Origin of the sequence: Erwinia rhapontici (genome assembly GCF_020683125.1) — a bacterium.
Lineage (GTDB): Bacteria > Pseudomonadota > Gammaproteobacteria > Enterobacterales > Enterobacteriaceae > Erwinia > Erwinia rhapontici.
The window spans coordinates 992,561-1,009,101 of sequence record NZ_CP085627.1 but is presented as its reverse complement, the minus strand read 5'-3'; the positions used below and the strand labels follow the sequence as shown (position 1 = coordinate 1,009,101).

Genomic DNA, 16,541 nt, shown 5'->3' with positions numbered 1-16,541 from the left:
CATTAGTTCTATAACCGTTTCCTTCAACTTATAACTTTCAGGCATAACGATAGCGAATAATCTACTATTGTTCTTATCCCCTGTTCCCTTACACTCGCGAAAAACGTCACTTCAGGAAACGTCATGAAAATTGCAGTCCCTTCTGTTATCGCCCTGGCACTGGCAGCATCGTTTGCTGCGTCGGCTGCGACCCCTGCTGACACACTGGTGATCGCCCAGTCTATTGATGATGCAAAAAGCTTCGATCCGGCCGACGGCTTTGAACTGACCTCCGTACAGGCTTTCACCAACCTTTATCAGCGCCTGGTGCAGTCTGACCCGCAAAACCCGATTGACCTGAAACCAACGCTGGCCAGCAGTTGGACACCGGGCAGCGATAACCGCAGCATGACCTTTACTTTGCGCGAAGGGGCAAAATTTGCCTCCGGCAACCCGCTGCGCCCTGAAGATGTGATCTTCTCACTGTCACGCGTTGTTAAACTGAACCTTGATCCGTCCTTTATTCTGACTCAGCTTGGCTGGACCAAAGAGAACGTTGACGCCCAGTTCAAGAAAATCGACGATACCCATGTGCAGATCAGCTGGAGCGCAGACGTCAGCCCGACCTACGTTCTGAGCCTGCTGGCAGCGCCAGTGTCGTCTATCGTTGACGAAAAAACCGTGATGGCCCACGAACAAAAAGGCGATTTTGGCAACAAATGGCTGGCACTGAATTCTGCAGGCAGCGGCCCGTATCAGATCCGTAAATATATTCCGCATGAAGTGGTGTTATTCAGCGCGAACCCGACCTCTCCGGCCGGCGCACCGAAGCTGAAGAATGTGTTAATCAAAAACGTACCGGAACCCGCGGCGCGGCGACTGCTGCTGGAACAGGGTGATGCCGATATCGCGCGTAACCTGGGCGCCGATCAAATGGCCTCTCTGAAAGATAAGCCGGGTGTAAAAACCCTCGCGGTGCCGATGGCGTCCCTGTATTACATTCAGTTCAATATTGATGCCAACCCGGTGCTGAAAAACCCGGCATTGTGGGAAGCATCGCGTTACCTGTTCGACTATAAAGGCATTGCCAACGACCTGCTGAAAGGCCAGTTCCAGGTACATCAGTCGTTCCTGCCGGAAGGTTTCCTCGGTGCGCTGAACGAAAACCCGTACAGCTACGACCCGGAAAAAGCCAAAGCAATTCTGAAGAAAGCAGGCCTGAGCAACGTCAGCTTTAAGCTGGCCGTCAGCAACCAGCCACCGTACCTGGACATTGCCCAGGCCTTGCAGGCCAGCTTCGCTAAAGGTGGCGTGAAAGTTGAAGTCCAGCCTGGCATCAGCTCTGAAGTGGCTACCCGCGTGAAATCACACCAGTACGAATCCACGCTGAACGCCTGGGGTGCCGACTATTTCGATCCGAACACCAATGCCGCCGCCTTCGCCTATAACCCGGAAGACGGTAGCAAAACGCTGGCATGGCGCTCTAACTGGCACATTCCGGAACTCAGCAAGCAGACGCTGGCGGCCACGGCAGAAACCGACAAAGCGAAGCGCGTTGAACTGTATGAAAAAATGCAGCGTGAAGTGCAGAAAAATTCACCGTATGTCATCGGTATGCAGGCCCGTAATCTGGTGGCATTGCGCGATAATCTGAAAGGCTACGTGCAGGGGATTAATCCGGATATGGTTTACTACAGCCAGGTCACCAAGTAATGGCAGCAGCCGAAAACAATGCCGGGCCTTCTGCCCGGCTTTTCTGGCGTCGCAGCGGTGGGGCACTCGGTGCCCTGCTTTCGCTGGTGGTGACATTGCTCGGACTGCTGGTTTTCACCTTTGCGTTGTCCCATCTTTCCCCGGTTGATCCGGTGCTGCAAATTGCCGGCGATCACGCCAGCGAATCGACCTATGCCCAGGTGCGTGCCAGTCTTGGGCTGGACCAGCCAGTACCAGTGCAATTCTGGCACTATCTGGAACATTTAGTCCGTGGCGATCTCGGTATTTCCAGCATCACCAATCAGCCGGTGGCCAGCGATCTGCTGCGTACCTTCCCTGCCACTATTGAACTGGCCACCTGCGCGATGATCTTTGGCGCGGTGTTTGGCATCCTGCTGGCCCTGCTGGCCGCATGGAAACCCGGCAGCGTGCTGGATAACGTGGCGCGTATGATCTCCCTGCTCGGTTATTCGGTGCCAGTATTCTGGCTCGGCCTGCTGGGTCTGTTGCTGTTTTACGCCGTGCTGCACTGGTCTGCCGGGCCTGGTCGTCTGGATGATATCTGGATTTATACCCTTGAACCGAAAACCGGGCTGGTGCTGATTGACAGCTGGCTCTCCGGGGATATGGAGATGTTCCGCAACGCCATTGCCCACCTGTGGCTGCCCGTGGTGGTGCTTGGCCTGCTATCGATGGCGACCATTACTCGTCTGCTGCGCGCAGCATTGCTGGAAGAAAGCAGTAAAGAGTACGTCACTCTGGCCCGCGCTAAAGGTGCCAGCCGTGGACGCATTCTGCTGCTGCATATTTTTCCTAACGTACGTGGCACGCTGATCACTGTACTGGCGCTCTCTTACGCTACCCTGCTGGAAGGCTCAGTGCTGACGGAAACCGTCTTCGCCTGGCCTGGCGTCGGGCGCTACATGACCACGGCGCTGTTCGCCTCCGATACCCCGGCGATCCTCGGCTCCACTCTGCTGATTGGTAGCTGCTTTATTGCCATCAATGCACTGGCCGATGCGTTAACCTATTTGACCGACCCGAGAACACGATGACGCAATCTCTCTCTGATGCTGAAAGCGTCAAACCGCGCACGCGGCGACCACGTCGTCATATCACATTGACCCTCGGGCTGAGCCTGGTGGGTCTGCTGATTTTTGCTGCGCTGTTTGCCCCGCTGCTGGCCCCGTTTGATCCTAACGCCCAGGAAATGGGCATACGTCTGATGCCGCCGTCCGCCAGCCACTGGCTGGGCACGGACGGTTTTGGCCGCGATCTGCTTTCCCGGGTGATTTATGGTGCCCGCCCTACGCTGCTGCTGGTCTCGCTGATCCTGGTGCTGACCATCCCCGTTGGCATGCTTATTGGTATCAGCGCCGGTTATCTTGGCGGCTGGAGTGAGCGTGTACTGATGCGCATCACTGATATTTTCCTGTCACTGCCCAATCTGGTCATTGCACTGGCACTGGTCGCCATGATGGGGCCTGGGCTGATGAACGGCGCGCTGGCGCTGGCACTCACCAGTTGGCCGCCGTTTGCACGCCAGGCGCGTGCTGAAACGCTGGCGCTGCGCCGCAGCGACTACCTTGCCGCTGCGCGCATGCAGGGAATTAATGGTCTGCGTCTGATGTTTGGTCATATTTTACCGCTCTGCCTGCCCACCGCCGTGGTGCGTGCAGCTCTCAGCCTCGGCGGGATTATTCTCTCGGCGGCGGGCCTGGGTTTCCTTGGCATGGGCATTCAGCCCCCGACAGCCGAGTGGGGTTCGATGGTCGCCGAAGGCAGTAAAGTGATTTTTGACCAGTGGTGGGTCGCCGCCGTTCCCGGTGGTGCGATTCTGTTTGCCAGCCTGGCATTTAACCTGACAGGCGATGGCCTGCGTGACCGACTGGATACCCGAAATGGCAACTGATTCTTCTGCACCCATCGTGGCAGACGGTTTGACAATCCGCAGCGCTGACGGTACGGCGCTGGTGAAAAATATCAGCTTTACGCTTGGCCGCGAGCGCGTGGCGCTGGTCGGGGAATCCGGTTCCGGCAAATCCCTGACCGCGCGTGCATTAATGGGGCTGCTGGCACCGTCTCTTCAGGTACAGGCGAATACCCTGAGCATCGCCGGAGAAAACGCCCTGACGCTGAACGAACGGCGCTGGAGCCAGCTGCGCGGAAGCCAGCTTGGCATGGTGATGCAGGACCCGAAATATGCCCTGAATCCACTGCGCACCATCGGCTGGCAGGTGGCAGAACCGCTTAAGCTACACGGCCATTTCAGCCGGGCGGAAATCAAAGAGAAAGTCTGCGACATGCTGGATGCTGTTGGCCTGCCACAGCCCGCAGAACAGATGAAGCGCTACCCACACCAGCTCTCGGGGGGGATGGGCCAGCGTGTGATGCTGGCAATGGCGCTGATTGCAGAACCGCGTTTTCTGATTGCTGATGAACCTACTTCCGCACTCGATCACGCCATGCGCGATCAGGTACTCAGCCTGATCCGCAACCTGGTGGAACAGCGTGACATGGGACTGCTGCTGATCAGCCACGATCTACAACAGGTTTCCGAACATTGTGAGCGTGTGATGGTGATGTATCAGGGTGAAGTGCTCGACCAGCTGGCAGCGGCCGAATTACCGCATGCTACGCATCCTTATACCCGTACGCTGTGGTCCTGCCGTCCAAATAAATCGACCCGGGGTAAACCCCTGCCGGTGCTGGATCGCGCGGCGCTGACACAAGGGCAACAGCATGATTGAGTTATCCCAACTGAGCGTGGCTCACAAACAGGGCTACGACCTGCGTACCGTCGTGCATGATGTCACGCTGTCGGTCAATCCGGGTGAATGCTTTGGCCTCGTGGGTCCCTCCGGCTGTGGCAAATCATCACTGCTTTGGGTCATGGCCGGTCTGAACCCACACTGGCAGGGTGAGATGCAGCTTGCAGGCCATCAGGCGCTGCCGGGTAAGCCGTTTACCGGACAACTTCGGCGCGACGTGCAGATGGTGTTTCAGGACCCTTACGCCTCCCTGCATCCGCGTCATCGCCTGCGCCGCACCCTTGCAGAGCCGCTGAAACTGATTAAAGCGGATAATATTAATGACCGTATCGATCAGGGTTTCCGTCACGTTGGGTTGGATCCGGCGCTGGCCGATCGCTACCCGCATCAGCTTTCGGGCGGCCAGCGTCAGCGCGTTGCGATTGTGCGTGCCCTGCTGCTTGAGCCGAAAATTCTGCTGCTGGATGAGCCCACCTCAGCGTTGGATATGTCGGTACAGGCGGAGATCCTCAACCTGCTGAATCAGCTCAAGCAGCAGGACAATCTGACGATGGTACTGGTCAGTCACGATCCTGACGTGATCGACCACATGTGTGACCGCGCCGTACAGATGGATCAGGGCCGCATCGTCGGTTAAAGCAGGTTGTGTTTTTAACAGCTAACCATAGTCAGATCTGGCATTTCTGATCCAAAGTTATACGCCTATAGTCCTGATATCGCTCCCGATTCAGGACTCCATCATGCACAAGATTCTTCCTTTATTAATCGCCAGTACCCTGGCATTGACCCATGGCGCCCAGGCTGCCACTCCGGCCGATACGCTGGTGGTGGCCATCTCGCTCGACGGGATTATCAGCTTTGATCCGGCGGAAAGTTTTGAAACCGTCAGTAACAGCAGTCTGCGCAACGTCTACCAAACGCTGGTCTCCCCGGAGATCCGCCATGAACGTAATCTGGTCCCGGAACTCGCCAGCAAATGGGAAGCAGGTAGCACCGAACACAGTCTGCTGTTCACGCTCAACGCCGGGAAAAAATTTGCCAGCGGCAATCCGGTCACCAGCGACGATGTGATTTACTCGCTAACGCGTGCGGTGAAACTGAACAAAACGCCGGTCTTTATTCTGGGTGAGTTTGGCTGGACCCCGGATAATATTGATGCGCAGTTTACCAGGAAGAGCGATACGCAGTTTGAGCTCCGGTGGCAGTCAGCTATCGGCCGCGACCTGGCACTGAGACTGCTGACCTCTGCCGTCGCTTCAACAGTCGACAGCAAACTGGTGAAACAGCACGTCAGCCAGCAGGATTACGGTAATAACTGGCTGAGGACACATTCGGCAGGCAGTGGCCCTTATGCCATCAGCAAGTACGTGCCGCAGCAGGCGCTGGTGCTGGAACAGAATCCTAACGCACAGCCAGCCCCGCATCTGAAACGCGTGCTGCTGAAAAGCGTTGCCGATGCCGGTTCACGCAGACTGTTGCTGGAAAAGGGCGATGCAGATGTGGCATACGATCTGGGCGCAGACCAGTTCGCCACGCTGAAAAAACAAACCAACGTGCGTGTTGCCAGCTATCCCTCCGCACTGATTTACTACCTCGGTTTCAACACTCAGGATAAACAACAACCTGCGCTGGGTAACCCGGCGCTGTGGCAGGCCGCACGCTGGCTGGTCGATTACAACAGCCTGTCCACGCAGCTGTTAAAGGGCCAGTATCAAACACATCAGACCTTCCTCCCTGCTGGCTTTGACGGCGCGCTGGACAACCAACCTTTCCACTACGATGTGGCAAAAGCGAAAGCGATTCTGGCGAAAGGAGGGATCAAGCCCGGCACCCGCTTCTCTCTGACCATTATCAATCAGCCACCGTACAGTGACGTGGCGCAGGCGTTGCAGGCCAGCTTTGCCAAAGCGGATATCCAGATTGATATCCAGCCCGTGGCAGAGTCTGAGCTCTGGGGAAAAATGCGTGGACGTAACTTCCAGTCCATCTTTATCTACTGGGGCGCGGATTACGTCGATGCCAACAGCAACGCCAGCACCTTCGCCTACAACGTTGAGGGCGGGCCGAAAACACTGGCCTGGCGCGTCGGCTGGACTATTCCTGAGCTGAGTGCCAAAACACGTGCGGCCGCCGCAGAGAGCGATGTGAAAAAACGCACGGCGCTTTATCAGGAACTGCAAACCGACATCCAGCAAAACTCGCCGTATGTGGTGTCATTACAGGGGCAGAAACAGGTGGGGCTGGGCAACAATGTCCAGGGCGACTATCAGGGCGTGGGCAACAGCCTGCTCTATTTCGATCTGGTCAGTAAAAAGTAGTGCATTTCAGCTACGGGCCTTGCCCGTAGCTGAACGTCTGGTTATCTGAAACGAGTCTCAGGAAATCGCGGAGTCAGACGCGTGCTTATGTTTTTCAGCTTCAAAATGCGTCTTAAACTGCTCATAGATCGAGATCATATTGGCCGCATCGCCCTGCAACGGGCTCAATTTCCCGGCGCGAACCAGTTCAATCACCAATTGTAAGGCAGCCTGCTTCGGGCTGTTGGACGGGTGTGCAATTTCATTCGACATATCAAATTCCGCTAAACCAGTGAAAAAAAGCACTTTAGCAAGTTTGATCGTCCTCCGTCATCCTTTTTGCCTCTCCATACAAATCACCAAATCTATGCAAAAAAAATATTCTTGTACAAGTTTGGCGAGGCAGGTACAGTAGCCCTGTAACGAATCATGCATTTGCATGGCCTCAGGAAGTGTTGCTGGGTTTCCCACTTCCCGAGGCTCATTTTTATCCGCTTCTCTCTGTCGCTCCCCGCCTCGCTTGTCTTAATGTGCCTAAACCTCAATGAATTTGATTCAGGACAAGATGAACTCGTGTTTATAGGTTAAATTTTAATCACACAATTTGGATCAGGAGGGGATATGAAACGACAAATTGTTGCCTCATCTGCAATTCACTCTGTCGGCTACGACGCTGACAAACGGATACTGGAAGTTGAATTACTCGGTCATGGGACGTCGACTTATCGCAATGTCCCTCTGACGACCTGGCATTTTTTTATGGCGGCTCCCTCTAAAGGCGCCTTCTTCTACAAACATATCAAGCATCAGTTTTTACAGCATTAATCGCTGTGTCTTCGCGCGGGAACGCAATTGTTTCCGCCTTTACTTCAGATCCAGATAAAATGAGAGTATTCTCATAGAGAAGCGCCCCCATTAACACCGATATTGCCTCCGGTTTATGACAGGTTACGGTCGTAGTGCGAAAAGGTCATGGTGACCTGCGCTTATTGGCTACGACCTAACACAGGCTAATGGAGGGCACGCTATGTCGCAATTTAGCGACAAAATAAAATTCACTGAACGCTACCCGCTATTTCTCTTGTTTGCGGGTTTGATCCTTTTGACGCCTTTTTCCATGGCAGAGAAAACCGTTATTTCTTTATCACAGGAGCAGGATGGCGGTGATGCGGGCCGGGCTTGTATCTATGTTCATAAGGGTAAAGCAGAGTTCCGCATCGTCAAACCGGGTGAATCCTGCGCCCCGGAAATTATCATCAATAATCAACGCAGTTAAAACTGCGGGCGTTTTTGCAGGTAAAACATCAGACTTGCCCCAAAATATGTTACCTTTAAGGCAGTGAATACCTGCAGATGCCATGCAGTGTAGCCCTCTGGCAAAGGAAACCGTTGTTTGAAAACCCTCAATATTAAACTGTTGACGATCATCGCTACTTATCTGGTCGTTCTGTTGCACACGGCGGCGGTACCGTTCAGCACATTTCATAGCGCCTGGTCAGTCGCGGTGATGTACGATGCGCTGGGACGAATTTCATTTCCCTTGTTTTTGCTGATCGCCGGTTATATCTCACTGAATAAAAATGAATCATTGTTAAGCACGCTGAAAACTCGCGTATTGAATTTGTTGTTACCCCTGATTGCCTGGACAGGTATTTATTTTATTTACGACCGCTTAATCAACGACAGCACGACCCTTTTCAGCCTGCTGGACCTGCTGAGCACCCCAGCCTACGAGCATTTGTGGTTTATCTATACCCTGATTCTGCTGTTCCTGGTGACGCCGCTGCTGAATACGTTTATTCAAAACGGAAGTCAGAAGAGAATCAACTACATTATTGCCATCTGGTTTGCGCTGGCCTCCGTGTATATGTTATTTGATAATTTCAAAGAGACCGTACTGGAAAACCAGGTAGCACCCACGCCCAGCAATATCGACATGGTGGTTTATCTATCCGGATTTTATATTATTGGCGGGGTGGTTCGTCGTTATAAGCTGTCGCCAAAAGTTACCATTGCGGCGATTATATTTATCCTCAGCGCAGTATTAACGGCAGTGATGGGGTATTCGCTGTCGAAAAGCATTGGTCAACCTAATGAGATTTTCCTGTTTTATTCAGCACCCACGATTGTCACACTCGCATTGGCCTGCTTCTTTATGCTGCTGCATGCTCCTTTGCAGTTTTCACGGCGCATGAATCTGATCATCCGCAATCTGGCCAGGCTTAGCGTAGGGGTTTACTTTGTGCATATGCTGGTACTGGAAACGCTAATGCGGTTGTATCCCATCAGCTTTGATAACTACTCTTCGGTACTGACGATCCCAGCCGTGGCGCTGGTCAGCTATCTGCTGTCAGTACTGCTAATCTCGTTGATAGACCGCGTTCCAGGGCTGAAACGTCTAATCTGATGCAATGACCGTTCAGGTATTGCCTGAACGGCCGTTGTCGTCCGGTAGCAAATATACCGTTTACAAGGCAAGTATCAGAACCTTGCCTCCGCAAATTTATGCGGTTGATTGATGGCCCTGCGGGCAATCCAGTAGAGTAAAATACGTTCGTCATCCTGATCCTGATCGGCCATCGCCAGCAGCTTTAAGCCCAGCGTGGATTTGTTAACCGGCTGACCCATAATACTCAGGTCAACCACGGCTTTACCGATGATAGTACACACTTCTTCTTCACTCGAAATTGGTACTGCTTCTTCAGTGCTCATCTTGTCCTCCTCTTGGGTTAAAGAATAAGCATAGCAAAGCTGCACCAATAACAAGCCAGAGTCAGATCAATCTCATTTAACGTCCACGACTGGCCCAGGGTAACTGCGCCAGCGAATGGCCATGATAGACCCATGCCGGGGGCAGATTCGCCAGTACTCGCGTGCGATTCCAGGCGAAATACCCGGAGAGCAACGGCTCGCAAAGCGAGGTGTACTGGAACTGGATAAAGACGCCATTGGCACTCAGCTGTGAGGCCGCCTGTTGCAAAATACGATGACGAACCTCATGCGGCAGCGATAACAGCGGCAGGCCGGAAAAAATCGCATCAAACTCTCCGCACAACATCTCCGCTGATTCGCCACTCACCTGCAAACGCGCATCCTCAAGTGCCGCCAGCCGAGGATGAAAACGTGGGTTCGTTTCAAACGTCAGCAGGCTGGCATCCGGGCGCATTCGGGTCAGCAGGTGACGGGTTAACACACCATCCCCTGCCCCCAGTTCTGCAATTCGCAGGCAATGCTGCCAGTCGACGGCATCTGACATGGTTTTACACAATGCCTTAGACGAAGGGGCAATCGTGCCCGTTTTACGGGGGTCTGCAATAAACTCCTGGAGATACCCGGTTTTATTTTTGATATAGGACAGTGCAGATAGCAACATAAACCCTCGCTTCAATACGGCAATCTTCAGTAGGCCATAACTGGCTTAACAAGTTCTTAAAAGCTGGGCTATTTGGCAAAAACCAGGATTAATCGCACACTGCGCGGGCATCCAGGGAAGGAATAATGATGCTAAGAGGATATTCTGAAAATAAGTGCGGTTTTCCAGCCACAGGCGGCCACGTTTCACAGCCAGTATTAATCGTACTCAGCGCGAGAAAGTTCTCATCGCATTTTCGCCGCTGCGCTAATCCCCACTATGACAGTATTGTGACAAGAAGACAGAACAGTTATGACTGGATCTTTTTTCCTGCCACTGCGACTGGAGTCCCGCTGAAACCGCTGTGAGATGCCCATATCACAACACAATAAATCTCATTATCCTTCTCTGGCAGCACCTGCTGTCTCCAGACCTTAGGATAATAAAATGAAATATGTTAAATCAGTTTTTCTGCTGGTATTACTGGCAGGCAGCGCCAACACCTGGGCCGTTACTGGGGCAGGTGAAGCAGCAGGTAGTAGCGCATCATCCATGTCAGATGGCACTTCAGATGCCGTCGGCGTGGGCGCAGTCGCTGCTCTGTTAGGCGTGGCTCTCGCGACTTCCGGCGGCGGTGATGGCTCCAATACCGGAACAACGACCACCACAACCTCTACCGTTTCACGTTAATTATTCTTTCACACAGCAAGTAGAAAGCCGGTCTCATAAAGCTTTCAATGGTCCTGCGAACCCGCAGGGCCATTTCTGCTACATCACTCCACGTCCGGTATTGCATGTAACACCTGCTCAACCTGCCGACACTCGGCACTGTTCAGCCCCAATAACGGCCGTGGCAATACGGGCTGGCAAATCCCCAGAATATCTGCGGCGGCATACATCACTCGCAGGCTACTCAGCGTCTGAAACAATTGCCACAACGGCGCCAGCTGCTGGTTGAGTTCTGCAACGCGATCCACCTCTCCCCCCTGCGCAGCACGGGTTAGCGCCAGAGCCTGTTGCGGTAATAATCCTCCCAGCACGCTAAACCACACATCGCCCCCGGCCAGCAATGCCCCTGCCGCATGCCAGTCACCGCTGTAGCCGATGGCAAACGTTGTTGGAAACAACGCTCGCAGCTCCGCTACATCGCTCTGACGCATATCGGCCTGTCCGGGCTGCTTCAGCGCCTGTATCTGCGGCAATGTTGCCAGCCGCTGTAGTAAGCCCTGCGTGAAGGTAAAGTGCGTCGTGCCAGGATTGTTATAGATACAAATGGGCAGATGACTGGACTGCGCCACGGCAGAATAGTGCTGGAAAACTTCCTCTTCACGCAGTGGCGTATAGGAAACCGGCGCCAGTAAAATTCCCTGAGCGCCGGCGCGTTCAGCATCCTCAGCCAACAGGCAAGCCTCATCAGTACGCAGCGCTCCCGCGCTGGGAATCACCGGGATGTCCGGGCCAAGACAGGCCACTGCAGCCTCAATGGATCGCTGCTTCTGTTCACGACTGAGATAGGCATACAACCCGGTACTGCCGTGTAACCCCACTGAATCGACCCCCGCTCGTTTCAGCCTGAGCAGCAGTTTTTCCAGAGCAGGAATATCAACCACGCCAGACGTATTTAGAGGCGTTATGGGGAAAGCAGAAAGTCCGCGAAACAGCATGACAAAAGCTCCTGAAGTTGCAGAAATGGTGCAATAACAGTAACCCAAACAGCTCAGCACAAGCGGATTACACGCACCTTAACTTGTCGCCTATACTGAATATCAGTCCCTGATCGGTCAAAGGAGTGAGTGATGTTAATCGGCTTCGTATTACTCGTCAGTGCCTGTGGATATGATGCTTGTGACGCACTTCCGGTTTCCGAGCATATTTATCCCACCCGATACGCCTGTGAAGAGATGGCCGAACGGATCTTAAAGCGGCGCCCCAATGTGGTGGTGCTGTGTGGGGAGGTTTATCGTTAGCTGTCTTCTGTTGATGTAGCATCATCCACATAACGGGTCACCGCCAGCAGGCGGTTGACATGGGTCAACAGCAAATCCACATCAGTTTGTAGAAAGCCATCGCCACTGCGTGACGCAGTGAGTACTGCATTCTGAATATTTTCAGAGATCGAGGATGATCCCTCTTTGCCTGCGGTCAACAACAGCGCGGCAATCAGCAGGGATTGTGCTTCAACCTGGGCTGTCAGCTCTTTCGTATCCACATCCATTTTGGCGAGCTTCATTAAAATATCGATGACCAGTTGCTTCATGTCGCTATTATCCTTATCAGATTATCCGTATGAAATTACCACTCTCCCCAATCCGGGTAAACAGGACAGACCGCAAGATAAGGCAAATGATCGCGATTTCCAGATAATCCCTCAGTGTGTTTTCGCCTTCATCTGATAGCGGAAATGCCACTCTGCTGCCAGGCTTCCCCGACACCCGTTGAGGAGAAACTATGTTCCGCTTTATTTGCTCTTTGTTTTCCAGCCCCGAGTCCCTGTTGCAGGTGATGAGTCAACGCGATATTGCTGAGTCGATCGAAGAGGGTGAACGTATTCTGATTGATGAAGATGGCAGCGCGATGGTCAATTTTTCCAGCCCGGAAGTCCATGAAGACTTTGCCCGGCACGTTAATGCACTGAAGAGGGCCTGAGATGGGAACGGCGATCTTTATGGTGTTAATGGTCTGCGGCTACTGGTACACCAGCCGCGACCTCTCTACACGTTTCAAAATCAAACGTTCATTTGGCTGGGATGTTTACTTCCTGGTGGCGCTGTATGGCTGCATTTTTGTCCTGCAGGGTGTTTTGGCCACCGGACTGATCTGGTTAGTGCTGCTGGCCGTATCGGCAACCTTTAACGCCATTCCGTCACTGGCAGATGGCCTGCATCATCAGTGGCAAATCGAATTTATGACCTGGAGCTTTTTAGGCATTCAGGCACCCGTGGTCATCATGCTCACCTTTGCTGTGGCCTTTTGCATTTACCGTTCAAGCTGGTCAGGCAGCGCCCGACTGGATAGCTCTGGCCGCAAAAAGCTGTACAAGAAGCTCTCCCGCGCCAATGGCGTTGAGGGATTACTGTTTCAGTGCATGGAAGAAGGTGAGCTTGCCTGGATCACGCTGAAATCGCGGCGTATTTATATCGGTATGATCCACGCCGCCTCTTATGACAATGTCGCGACAGCCAATGTCGTGCTGATCCCGATGCTGAGTGGTTACCGCGATGGCAAAAGCCTGAATTTATGCATTGAGCATAATTACAGCCGCTGGTATGCCGAACATGGCATCACGCTTGATTCAGAACCGAAATCGGCCATGGCTTTTCGCAAAGTGATCATGCTGGAGCAGATAGAAAGCCTGTCATTGTTTGATGAGGCCAGCGCCAGTGCGCTGGCACGCTAAATCAGAACAAAAGAGACATCAGCCAGAACCCGGCGAAGGTCATCAGCAGCGATCCGAGCACATGCACCAGAATCGAGGTCATCGCCCACAGATAATTTCCTGCCTGCAATAGCGTCACCACCTCCAGCGAGAAGGTGGAAAATGTCGTCATGCCGCCGCACAGTCCGGTGGTGATCAGCAGCTTCCAGGCCGGATCAATCCCCGGGTGGCGCACAAACCAGGCCACCGTTGCGCCAATAATAAAGCCGCCCACCAGATTCACCAGCAGCGTGCCCGGTGGCAGGTTGGGGAACAGGCTATTCAGACGCACGGCCAGCAACCAGCGGATCACGCAGCCCGCACAGCCGCCAATCATGACAGCCAGTAATGGTTTCAACATAAAATCCTCAGAAATGGAGAGGAAGGTGCCAACAGGCAAATAATACACGGCCTGATACACCGACCTCTGGTTAAACAGAGTCAGGGTTATCAGGCGTCATCAGCCCTTACAGTCAGGGCGGTTGGGAAAGGTGGAACACCATCACCTTATGGCATTTAAGATAATCAGCGCCTACAGGTTTTGCAAGTGGCCTGTTAAACGATATCCTCGCTTAAAATCAACAAAATGTTGATAGCTAAACATCCTGTTGATAACCTACTGCATTCTGTTCTCTTACCCTCGTTGAGTCATTATGACAGCACATTCCCCAGATATTGCCCGCGAACGCGCACTGATCCTGCAAACCCTGAACGCCGCAATCACAGCCCTGGGCAGTGTGGTTGGGCGTAATACAGAAATCGTTCTGCATGACCTGGAACACCCGGAAAAATCAGTGCTGGCCATCACTCACGGTCATATCACCGGCCGCGTGCCAGGCAGCCCGGTACTGGCTGTTCCCTTAGAGGATCAGGGGCTGCGCGCGCTGCTCAACGATAACGCACAGGCGAGCAATACGACGCCGACAGTGATCCCTGACTATCCAACCCGGGGTAAAAACGGCCAGACCCTGCGCAGCGCGACCGCACTTTATCGTGACAGCAATGGTCAGCCGTTTGCCGCACTCTGCATCAATACTGATAACAGCGAACTGTTGGCGGCGAAACGCTGCCTTGATAGCCTGCTCAACGCAGACGCGCCGCCCCCTCAAACAGAAGAGAGCGTGGATATGGGGCAGCTAATGGCGGATATCATTGCTGACTCGCTGAGTGAACTGAATGGCAACCTGCGCGTGTCGCGTAAGCAGGCCAAACTGGCGGCGGTTCGAAAAATGCAGGATCGCGGTATGTTTATCGTCAAGGGCGGGATTGAGAAAGCCGCAGCAGCGCTGGGCGTTACCCGCTACACCATTTACAACTATCTGGATGAAATCCGCGACGAACAATCAGGGAGCACCTTATGAGCCTGCATATCACCACCCCGCTTCTCTCTTCACGCCCGTTAAGCCTGCTGGCAGGCCGCGAAGTGATGCTGAAAATGGAGGCGTTACAGCCGCCCGGTTCCTTTAAAATCCGTGGTATTGGCCTTGCCTGCGAAACCTGGCAGCGCCGGGGGGCACAGCGTTTTGTCTCTTCGTCAGGGGGCAATGCCGGTTTGGCCGTGGCCTGGGCCGGGCGCCATCTCGGTGTGCCCGTCACCGTTGTGGTGCCGGAAACCACCCCGTTGCGGGCACAGGAGCTGTTGCGGCAGGAGCACGCTGAGGTGATCGTACACGGCAGCTCCTGGCAGGAAGCGAATCAATATGCACAGTCACTGACGGGCAAACAGGATGCGTTTCTGCATCCGTTCGACGATCCGCTGCTGTGGCAGGGGCACGCAACGATGATTGATGAAGTGGCGCAGAGCGGGATGAAACCTGACGCCGTGCTGCTGTCGGTGGGCGGTGGCGGCTTGCTGGCGGGCGTGGTGGCCGGGCTACAGCGTAATGGCTGGCAGGACGTTCCTGTGCTGGCCGTTGAAACAACAGGCGCCGCATCTTTCCATGCGGCGCAGGCCGTCGGGAAGAGCGTCGAACTGGCGGAGATCCGCAGTATTGCCTCTTCGCTGGGCGCAAAGCGGGTGTGCGACCAGGCGCTACGCTGCGCCGGTGAACATCCGATACACAGCCTGCTGGTGTCAGATCTTGCCGCCGTCACCGCCTGCGAACGCTTTCTTGACGATCACCGGGTGCTGGTAGAACCGGCCTGCGGGGCCAGCCTTGCCGTGGTTTATGACCAGCATCCGCAGATCGCCGCTTATCAAAACCTGCTGGTCATTGTCTGCGGCGGTGCCACCAGCAGCCTTGAACACCTGCAAAAAATGGCCGCCGCACTGCGCGGCTGACCCTCAGTCCAGTTCGTACTGAACGGATAACTGCCCTTTCTTCTCTTTGGCACTGGTGATGCACACCAGGCCAACCTGCGCGGTCGACAATACGTGCGTACCGCCGCAGGCGTAAGCAGGCAGCGCTCCCCAGGTGACTTTACGCATCCCTTCCTGCTCACTCAGCACGCGTGGCAAATCTGCCGCCACCAGCGCCTGGGTCAGGCGCTCCAGTTCTGCCACGTCCACGGCTTTCACAGGCTGTTCTCCCGGTGCAAAAACAATGCGCCCGGCACCGGGGCGATGATCACCTTTGGTGGCATACCAGCCAAACTGCTCGCCGACGACACCGATCAGATGCCCGGCCGAGTGCATGCGGGTATGGTGCGCGCGCACCTGCCCATCAACCTTGATCGCCACCGGCCCGAGCGGCACGCTGGCTGCCAACAGATGGATCACCTGCCCCTCTTCCTGGCTGGCTTTCACCACCTCAATCCCCCCGAGCGTTCCCTGGTCAGAGGGCTGCCCACCGCCCTGCGGATGAAACAGCGTTGAAGAGAGGATCACCCGGTACTGACCATTGTCATCCGGCTGGCAGCTGATCACTTCGCTGGTCATTTCGAGGCTGTCGTTGTGGTAATACGCTCTGTCCGTCATCAATCAGGTTCTCAACAATGAGGAGATTATCGCCCAGCAGGTTAGCATTCCACTCCAGAAAACTAAACAAAATGTTGAAATTTAATCTCTGAAATCT

The 16,541-nt window shown here is 54.2% G+C and carries 21 protein-coding genes and 1 riboswitch; of the genes, 13 read left to right on the top strand and 8 right to left on the bottom strand.

Features of this window, described 5'->3' with window-relative positions; translation table 11 throughout:
* Nucleotides 1-123: 123 nt before the first annotated feature.
* From LJN55_RS04690 to LJN55_RS04665, 6 genes are all read left to right on the top strand, one after another.
* Nucleotides 124-1,692 (top strand): ABC transporter substrate-binding protein, encoded by a 1,569-nt coding sequence (locus LJN55_RS04690; protein ID WP_133846249.1) that lies wholly within the window; start codon nt 124-126, stop codon nt 1,690-1,692.
* The gene (locus LJN55_RS04685; RefSeq protein ID WP_133846248.1) at nt 1,692-2,747 is read left to right on the top strand and encodes an ABC transporter permease; all 1,056 of its coding nucleotides are present in this window, start codon (nt 1,692-1,694) and stop codon (nt 2,745-2,747) included. Before LJN55_RS04690 ends, LJN55_RS04685 begins: the two co-directional genes overlap by 1 nt.
* Nucleotides 2,744-3,604 carry an ABC transporter permease gene (locus LJN55_RS04680; protein ID WP_133846247.1) on the top strand — a complete coding sequence of 287 codons (861 nt, stop codon included), beginning with the start codon at nt 2,744-2,746 and terminating at the stop codon, nt 3,602-3,604. The genes LJN55_RS04685 and LJN55_RS04680 overlap by 4 nt, the downstream gene beginning before the upstream one ends.
* Nucleotides 3,594-4,442 carry an ABC transporter ATP-binding protein gene (locus tag LJN55_RS04675; RefSeq protein ID WP_133846246.1) on the top strand — a complete coding sequence of 283 codons (849 nt, stop codon included), beginning with the start codon at nt 3,594-3,596 and terminating at the stop codon, nt 4,440-4,442. Before LJN55_RS04680 ends, LJN55_RS04675 begins: the two co-directional genes overlap by 11 nt.
* Nucleotides 4,435-5,100: an ABC transporter ATP-binding protein gene (locus LJN55_RS04670; RefSeq protein ID WP_133846245.1), complete on the top strand. Its 666-nt coding sequence runs from the start codon at nt 4,435-4,437 to the stop codon at nt 5,098-5,100. The genes LJN55_RS04675 and LJN55_RS04670 overlap by 8 nt, the downstream gene beginning before the upstream one ends.
* A gap of 103 nt (nt 5,101-5,203) precedes the next feature.
* Nucleotides 5,204-6,781, top strand: coding sequence for an ABC transporter substrate-binding protein (locus LJN55_RS04665; protein WP_167864050.1), 1,578 nt, complete (start codon nt 5,204-5,206; stop codon nt 6,779-6,781).
* A 57-nt stretch (nt 6,782-6,838) separates the two neighbouring features.
* Here LJN55_RS04665 and LJN55_RS04660 read toward each other — a convergent pair whose 3' ends face one another.
* The gene (locus LJN55_RS04660) at nt 6,839-7,033 is read right to left on the bottom strand and encodes a hypothetical protein (RefSeq protein WP_133846243.1); all 195 of its coding nucleotides are present in this window, start codon (nt 7,031-7,033) and stop codon (nt 6,839-6,841) included.
* 348 nt (nt 7,034-7,381) lie between these two features.
* Here LJN55_RS04660 and LJN55_RS04655 point away from each other — a divergent pair, with 348 nt between their 5' ends.
* Entirely contained in the window at nt 7,382-7,585 is a 204-nt protein-coding gene (locus LJN55_RS04655; protein ID WP_133846242.1) for a KTSC domain-containing protein, read from the top strand.
* Between the two features lie 319 nt (nt 7,586-7,904).
* Here the strand turns inward: LJN55_RS04655 and LJN55_RS04650 are convergent, their stop codons facing one another.
* On the bottom strand, nt 7,905-8,120 hold the full coding sequence (locus LJN55_RS04650) for a hypothetical protein (protein WP_167864049.1): 216 nt from the start codon (nt 8,118-8,120) through the stop codon (nt 7,905-7,907).
* Nucleotides 8,121-8,153: 33 nt separating this feature from the next.
* Between LJN55_RS04650 and LJN55_RS04645 the strand changes: the two genes are divergently transcribed.
* Nucleotides 8,154-9,167 carry an acyltransferase gene (locus tag LJN55_RS04645; protein ID WP_227535765.1) on the top strand — a complete coding sequence of 338 codons (1,014 nt, stop codon included), beginning with the start codon at nt 8,154-8,156 and terminating at the stop codon, nt 9,165-9,167.
* Between the two features lie 74 nt (nt 9,168-9,241).
* Here the strand turns inward: LJN55_RS04645 and LJN55_RS04640 are convergent, their stop codons facing one another.
* Both LJN55_RS04640 and LJN55_RS04635 read right to left on the bottom strand, forming a co-directional pair.
* Complete coding sequence (locus LJN55_RS04640; RefSeq protein WP_227535764.1) at nt 9,242-9,472, bottom strand: hypothetical protein; 231 nt, start codon at nt 9,470-9,472, stop codon at nt 9,242-9,244.
* A 76-nt stretch (nt 9,473-9,548) separates the two neighbouring features.
* Complete coding sequence (locus LJN55_RS04635; RefSeq protein WP_227536345.1) at nt 9,549-10,130, bottom strand: class I SAM-dependent methyltransferase; 582 nt, start codon at nt 10,128-10,130, stop codon at nt 9,549-9,551.
* 429 nt (nt 10,131-10,559) lie between these two features.
* Between LJN55_RS04635 and yjbE the strand changes: the two genes are divergently transcribed.
* A complete protein-coding gene (yjbE, locus tag LJN55_RS04630) occupies nt 10,560-10,802 on the top strand; it encodes an exopolysaccharide production protein YjbE (RefSeq protein WP_133846238.1) in 243 nt (80 codons plus the stop codon).
* An 83-nt stretch (nt 10,803-10,885) separates the two neighbouring features.
* Here the strand turns inward: yjbE and LJN55_RS04625 are convergent, their stop codons facing one another.
* Nucleotides 10,886-11,776 carry a dihydrodipicolinate synthase family protein gene (locus LJN55_RS04625; RefSeq protein ID WP_227535763.1) on the bottom strand — a complete coding sequence of 297 codons (891 nt, stop codon included), beginning with the start codon at nt 11,774-11,776 and terminating at the stop codon, nt 10,886-10,888.
* A gap of 299 nt (nt 11,777-12,075) precedes the next feature.
* The gene (iraP, locus tag LJN55_RS04620) at nt 12,076-12,369 is read right to left on the bottom strand and encodes an anti-adapter protein IraP (RefSeq protein ID WP_227535762.1); all 294 of its coding nucleotides are present in this window, start codon (nt 12,367-12,369) and stop codon (nt 12,076-12,078) included.
* 191 nt (nt 12,370-12,560) lie between these two features.
* Between iraP and LJN55_RS04615 the strand changes: the two genes are divergently transcribed.
* Complete coding sequence (locus tag LJN55_RS04615) at nt 12,561-12,758, top strand: hypothetical protein (protein ID WP_133846235.1); 198 nt, start codon at nt 12,561-12,563, stop codon at nt 12,756-12,758.
* A 1-nt stretch (nt 12,759) separates the two neighbouring features.
* Nucleotides 12,760-13,509, top strand: coding sequence for a hypothetical protein (locus tag LJN55_RS04610; RefSeq protein ID WP_133846234.1), 750 nt, complete (start codon nt 12,760-12,762; stop codon nt 13,507-13,509).
* Nucleotide 13,510: 1 nt separating this feature from the next.
* Here the strand turns inward: LJN55_RS04610 and crcB are convergent, their stop codons facing one another.
* Nucleotides 13,511-13,888, bottom strand: coding sequence for a fluoride efflux transporter CrcB (gene crcB, locus LJN55_RS04605; protein WP_133846233.1), 378 nt, complete (start codon nt 13,886-13,888; stop codon nt 13,511-13,513).
* Between the two features lie 83 nt (nt 13,889-13,971).
* Nucleotides 13,972-14,043, bottom strand: a riboswitch (Fluoride riboswitch).
* A 137-nt stretch (nt 14,044-14,180) separates the two neighbouring features.
* Between crcB and LJN55_RS04600 the strand changes: the two genes are divergently transcribed.
* Nucleotides 14,181-14,888, top strand: a complete 708-nt coding sequence (locus LJN55_RS04600; RefSeq protein ID WP_133846232.1) for a helix-turn-helix transcriptional regulator — start codon at nt 14,181-14,183, stop codon at nt 14,886-14,888.
* Nucleotides 14,885-15,808: a pyridoxal-phosphate dependent enzyme gene (locus LJN55_RS04595; protein WP_227535761.1), complete on the top strand. Its 924-nt coding sequence runs from the start codon at nt 14,885-14,887 to the stop codon at nt 15,806-15,808. Before LJN55_RS04600 ends, LJN55_RS04595 begins: the two co-directional genes overlap by 4 nt.
* A gap of 3 nt (nt 15,809-15,811) precedes the next feature.
* Here LJN55_RS04595 and LJN55_RS04590 read toward each other — a convergent pair whose 3' ends face one another.
* On the bottom strand, nt 15,812-16,444 hold the full coding sequence (locus LJN55_RS04590) for an alanyl-tRNA editing protein (RefSeq protein ID WP_227535760.1): 633 nt from the start codon (nt 16,442-16,444) through the stop codon (nt 15,812-15,814).
* Nucleotides 16,445-16,541 lie beyond the last annotated feature (97 nt).

What these genes read in the sequence shown, in the direction of transcription:
- LJN55_RS04690 (WP_133846249.1), top strand. Translation starts at nt 124, where the DNA reads ATGAAAATTGCAGTCCCTTCTGTTATCGCCCTGGCACTGGCAGCATCG.
- LJN55_RS04685 (WP_133846248.1), top strand. Translation starts at nt 1,692, where the DNA reads ATGGCAGCAGCCGAAAACAATGCCGGGCCTTCTGCCCGGCTTTTCTGG.
- LJN55_RS04680 (WP_133846247.1), top strand. Translation starts at nt 2,744, where the DNA reads ATGACGCAATCTCTCTCTGATGCTGAAAGCGTCAAACCGCGCACGCGG.
- LJN55_RS04675 (WP_133846246.1), top strand. Translation starts at nt 3,594, where the DNA reads ATGGCAACTGATTCTTCTGCACCCATCGTGGCAGACGGTTTGACAATC.
- LJN55_RS04670 (WP_133846245.1), top strand. Translation starts at nt 4,435, where the DNA reads ATGATTGAGTTATCCCAACTGAGCGTGGCTCACAAACAGGGCTACGAC.
- LJN55_RS04665 (WP_167864050.1), top strand. Translation starts at nt 5,204, where the DNA reads ATGCACAAGATTCTTCCTTTATTAATCGCCAGTACCCTGGCATTGACC.
- LJN55_RS04660 (WP_133846243.1), bottom strand. Translation starts at nt 7,033, where the DNA reads ATGTCGAATGAAATTGCACACCCGTCCAACAGCCCGAAGCAGGCTGCC.
- LJN55_RS04655 (WP_133846242.1), top strand. Translation starts at nt 7,382, where the DNA reads ATGAAACGACAAATTGTTGCCTCATCTGCAATTCACTCTGTCGGCTAC.
- LJN55_RS04650 (WP_167864049.1), bottom strand. Translation starts at nt 8,120, where the DNA reads ATGGCATCTGCAGGTATTCACTGCCTTAAAGGTAACATATTTTGGGGC.
- LJN55_RS04640 (WP_227535764.1), bottom strand. Translation starts at nt 9,472, where the DNA reads ATGAGCACTGAAGAAGCAGTACCAATTTCGAGTGAAGAAGAAGTGTGT.
- yjbE (WP_133846238.1), top strand. Translation starts at nt 10,560, where the DNA reads ATGAAATATGTTAAATCAGTTTTTCTGCTGGTATTACTGGCAGGCAGC.
- LJN55_RS04625 (WP_227535763.1), bottom strand. Translation starts at nt 11,776, where the DNA reads ATGCTGTTTCGCGGACTTTCTGCTTTCCCCATAACGCCTCTAAATACG.
- iraP (WP_227535762.1), bottom strand. Translation starts at nt 12,369, where the DNA reads ATGAAGCAACTGGTCATCGATATTTTAATGAAGCTCGCCAAAATGGAT.
- LJN55_RS04615 (WP_133846235.1), top strand. Translation starts at nt 12,561, where the DNA reads ATGTTCCGCTTTATTTGCTCTTTGTTTTCCAGCCCCGAGTCCCTGTTG.
- LJN55_RS04610 (WP_133846234.1), top strand. Translation starts at nt 12,760, where the DNA reads ATGGGAACGGCGATCTTTATGGTGTTAATGGTCTGCGGCTACTGGTAC.
- crcB (WP_133846233.1), bottom strand. Translation starts at nt 13,888, where the DNA reads ATGTTGAAACCATTACTGGCTGTCATGATTGGCGGCTGTGCGGGCTGC.
- LJN55_RS04600 (WP_133846232.1), top strand. Translation starts at nt 14,181, where the DNA reads ATGACAGCACATTCCCCAGATATTGCCCGCGAACGCGCACTGATCCTG.
- LJN55_RS04595 (WP_227535761.1), top strand. Translation starts at nt 14,885, where the DNA reads ATGAGCCTGCATATCACCACCCCGCTTCTCTCTTCACGCCCGTTAAGC.
- LJN55_RS04590 (WP_227535760.1), bottom strand. Translation starts at nt 16,444, where the DNA reads ATGACGGACAGAGCGTATTACCACAACGACAGCCTCGAAATGACCAGC.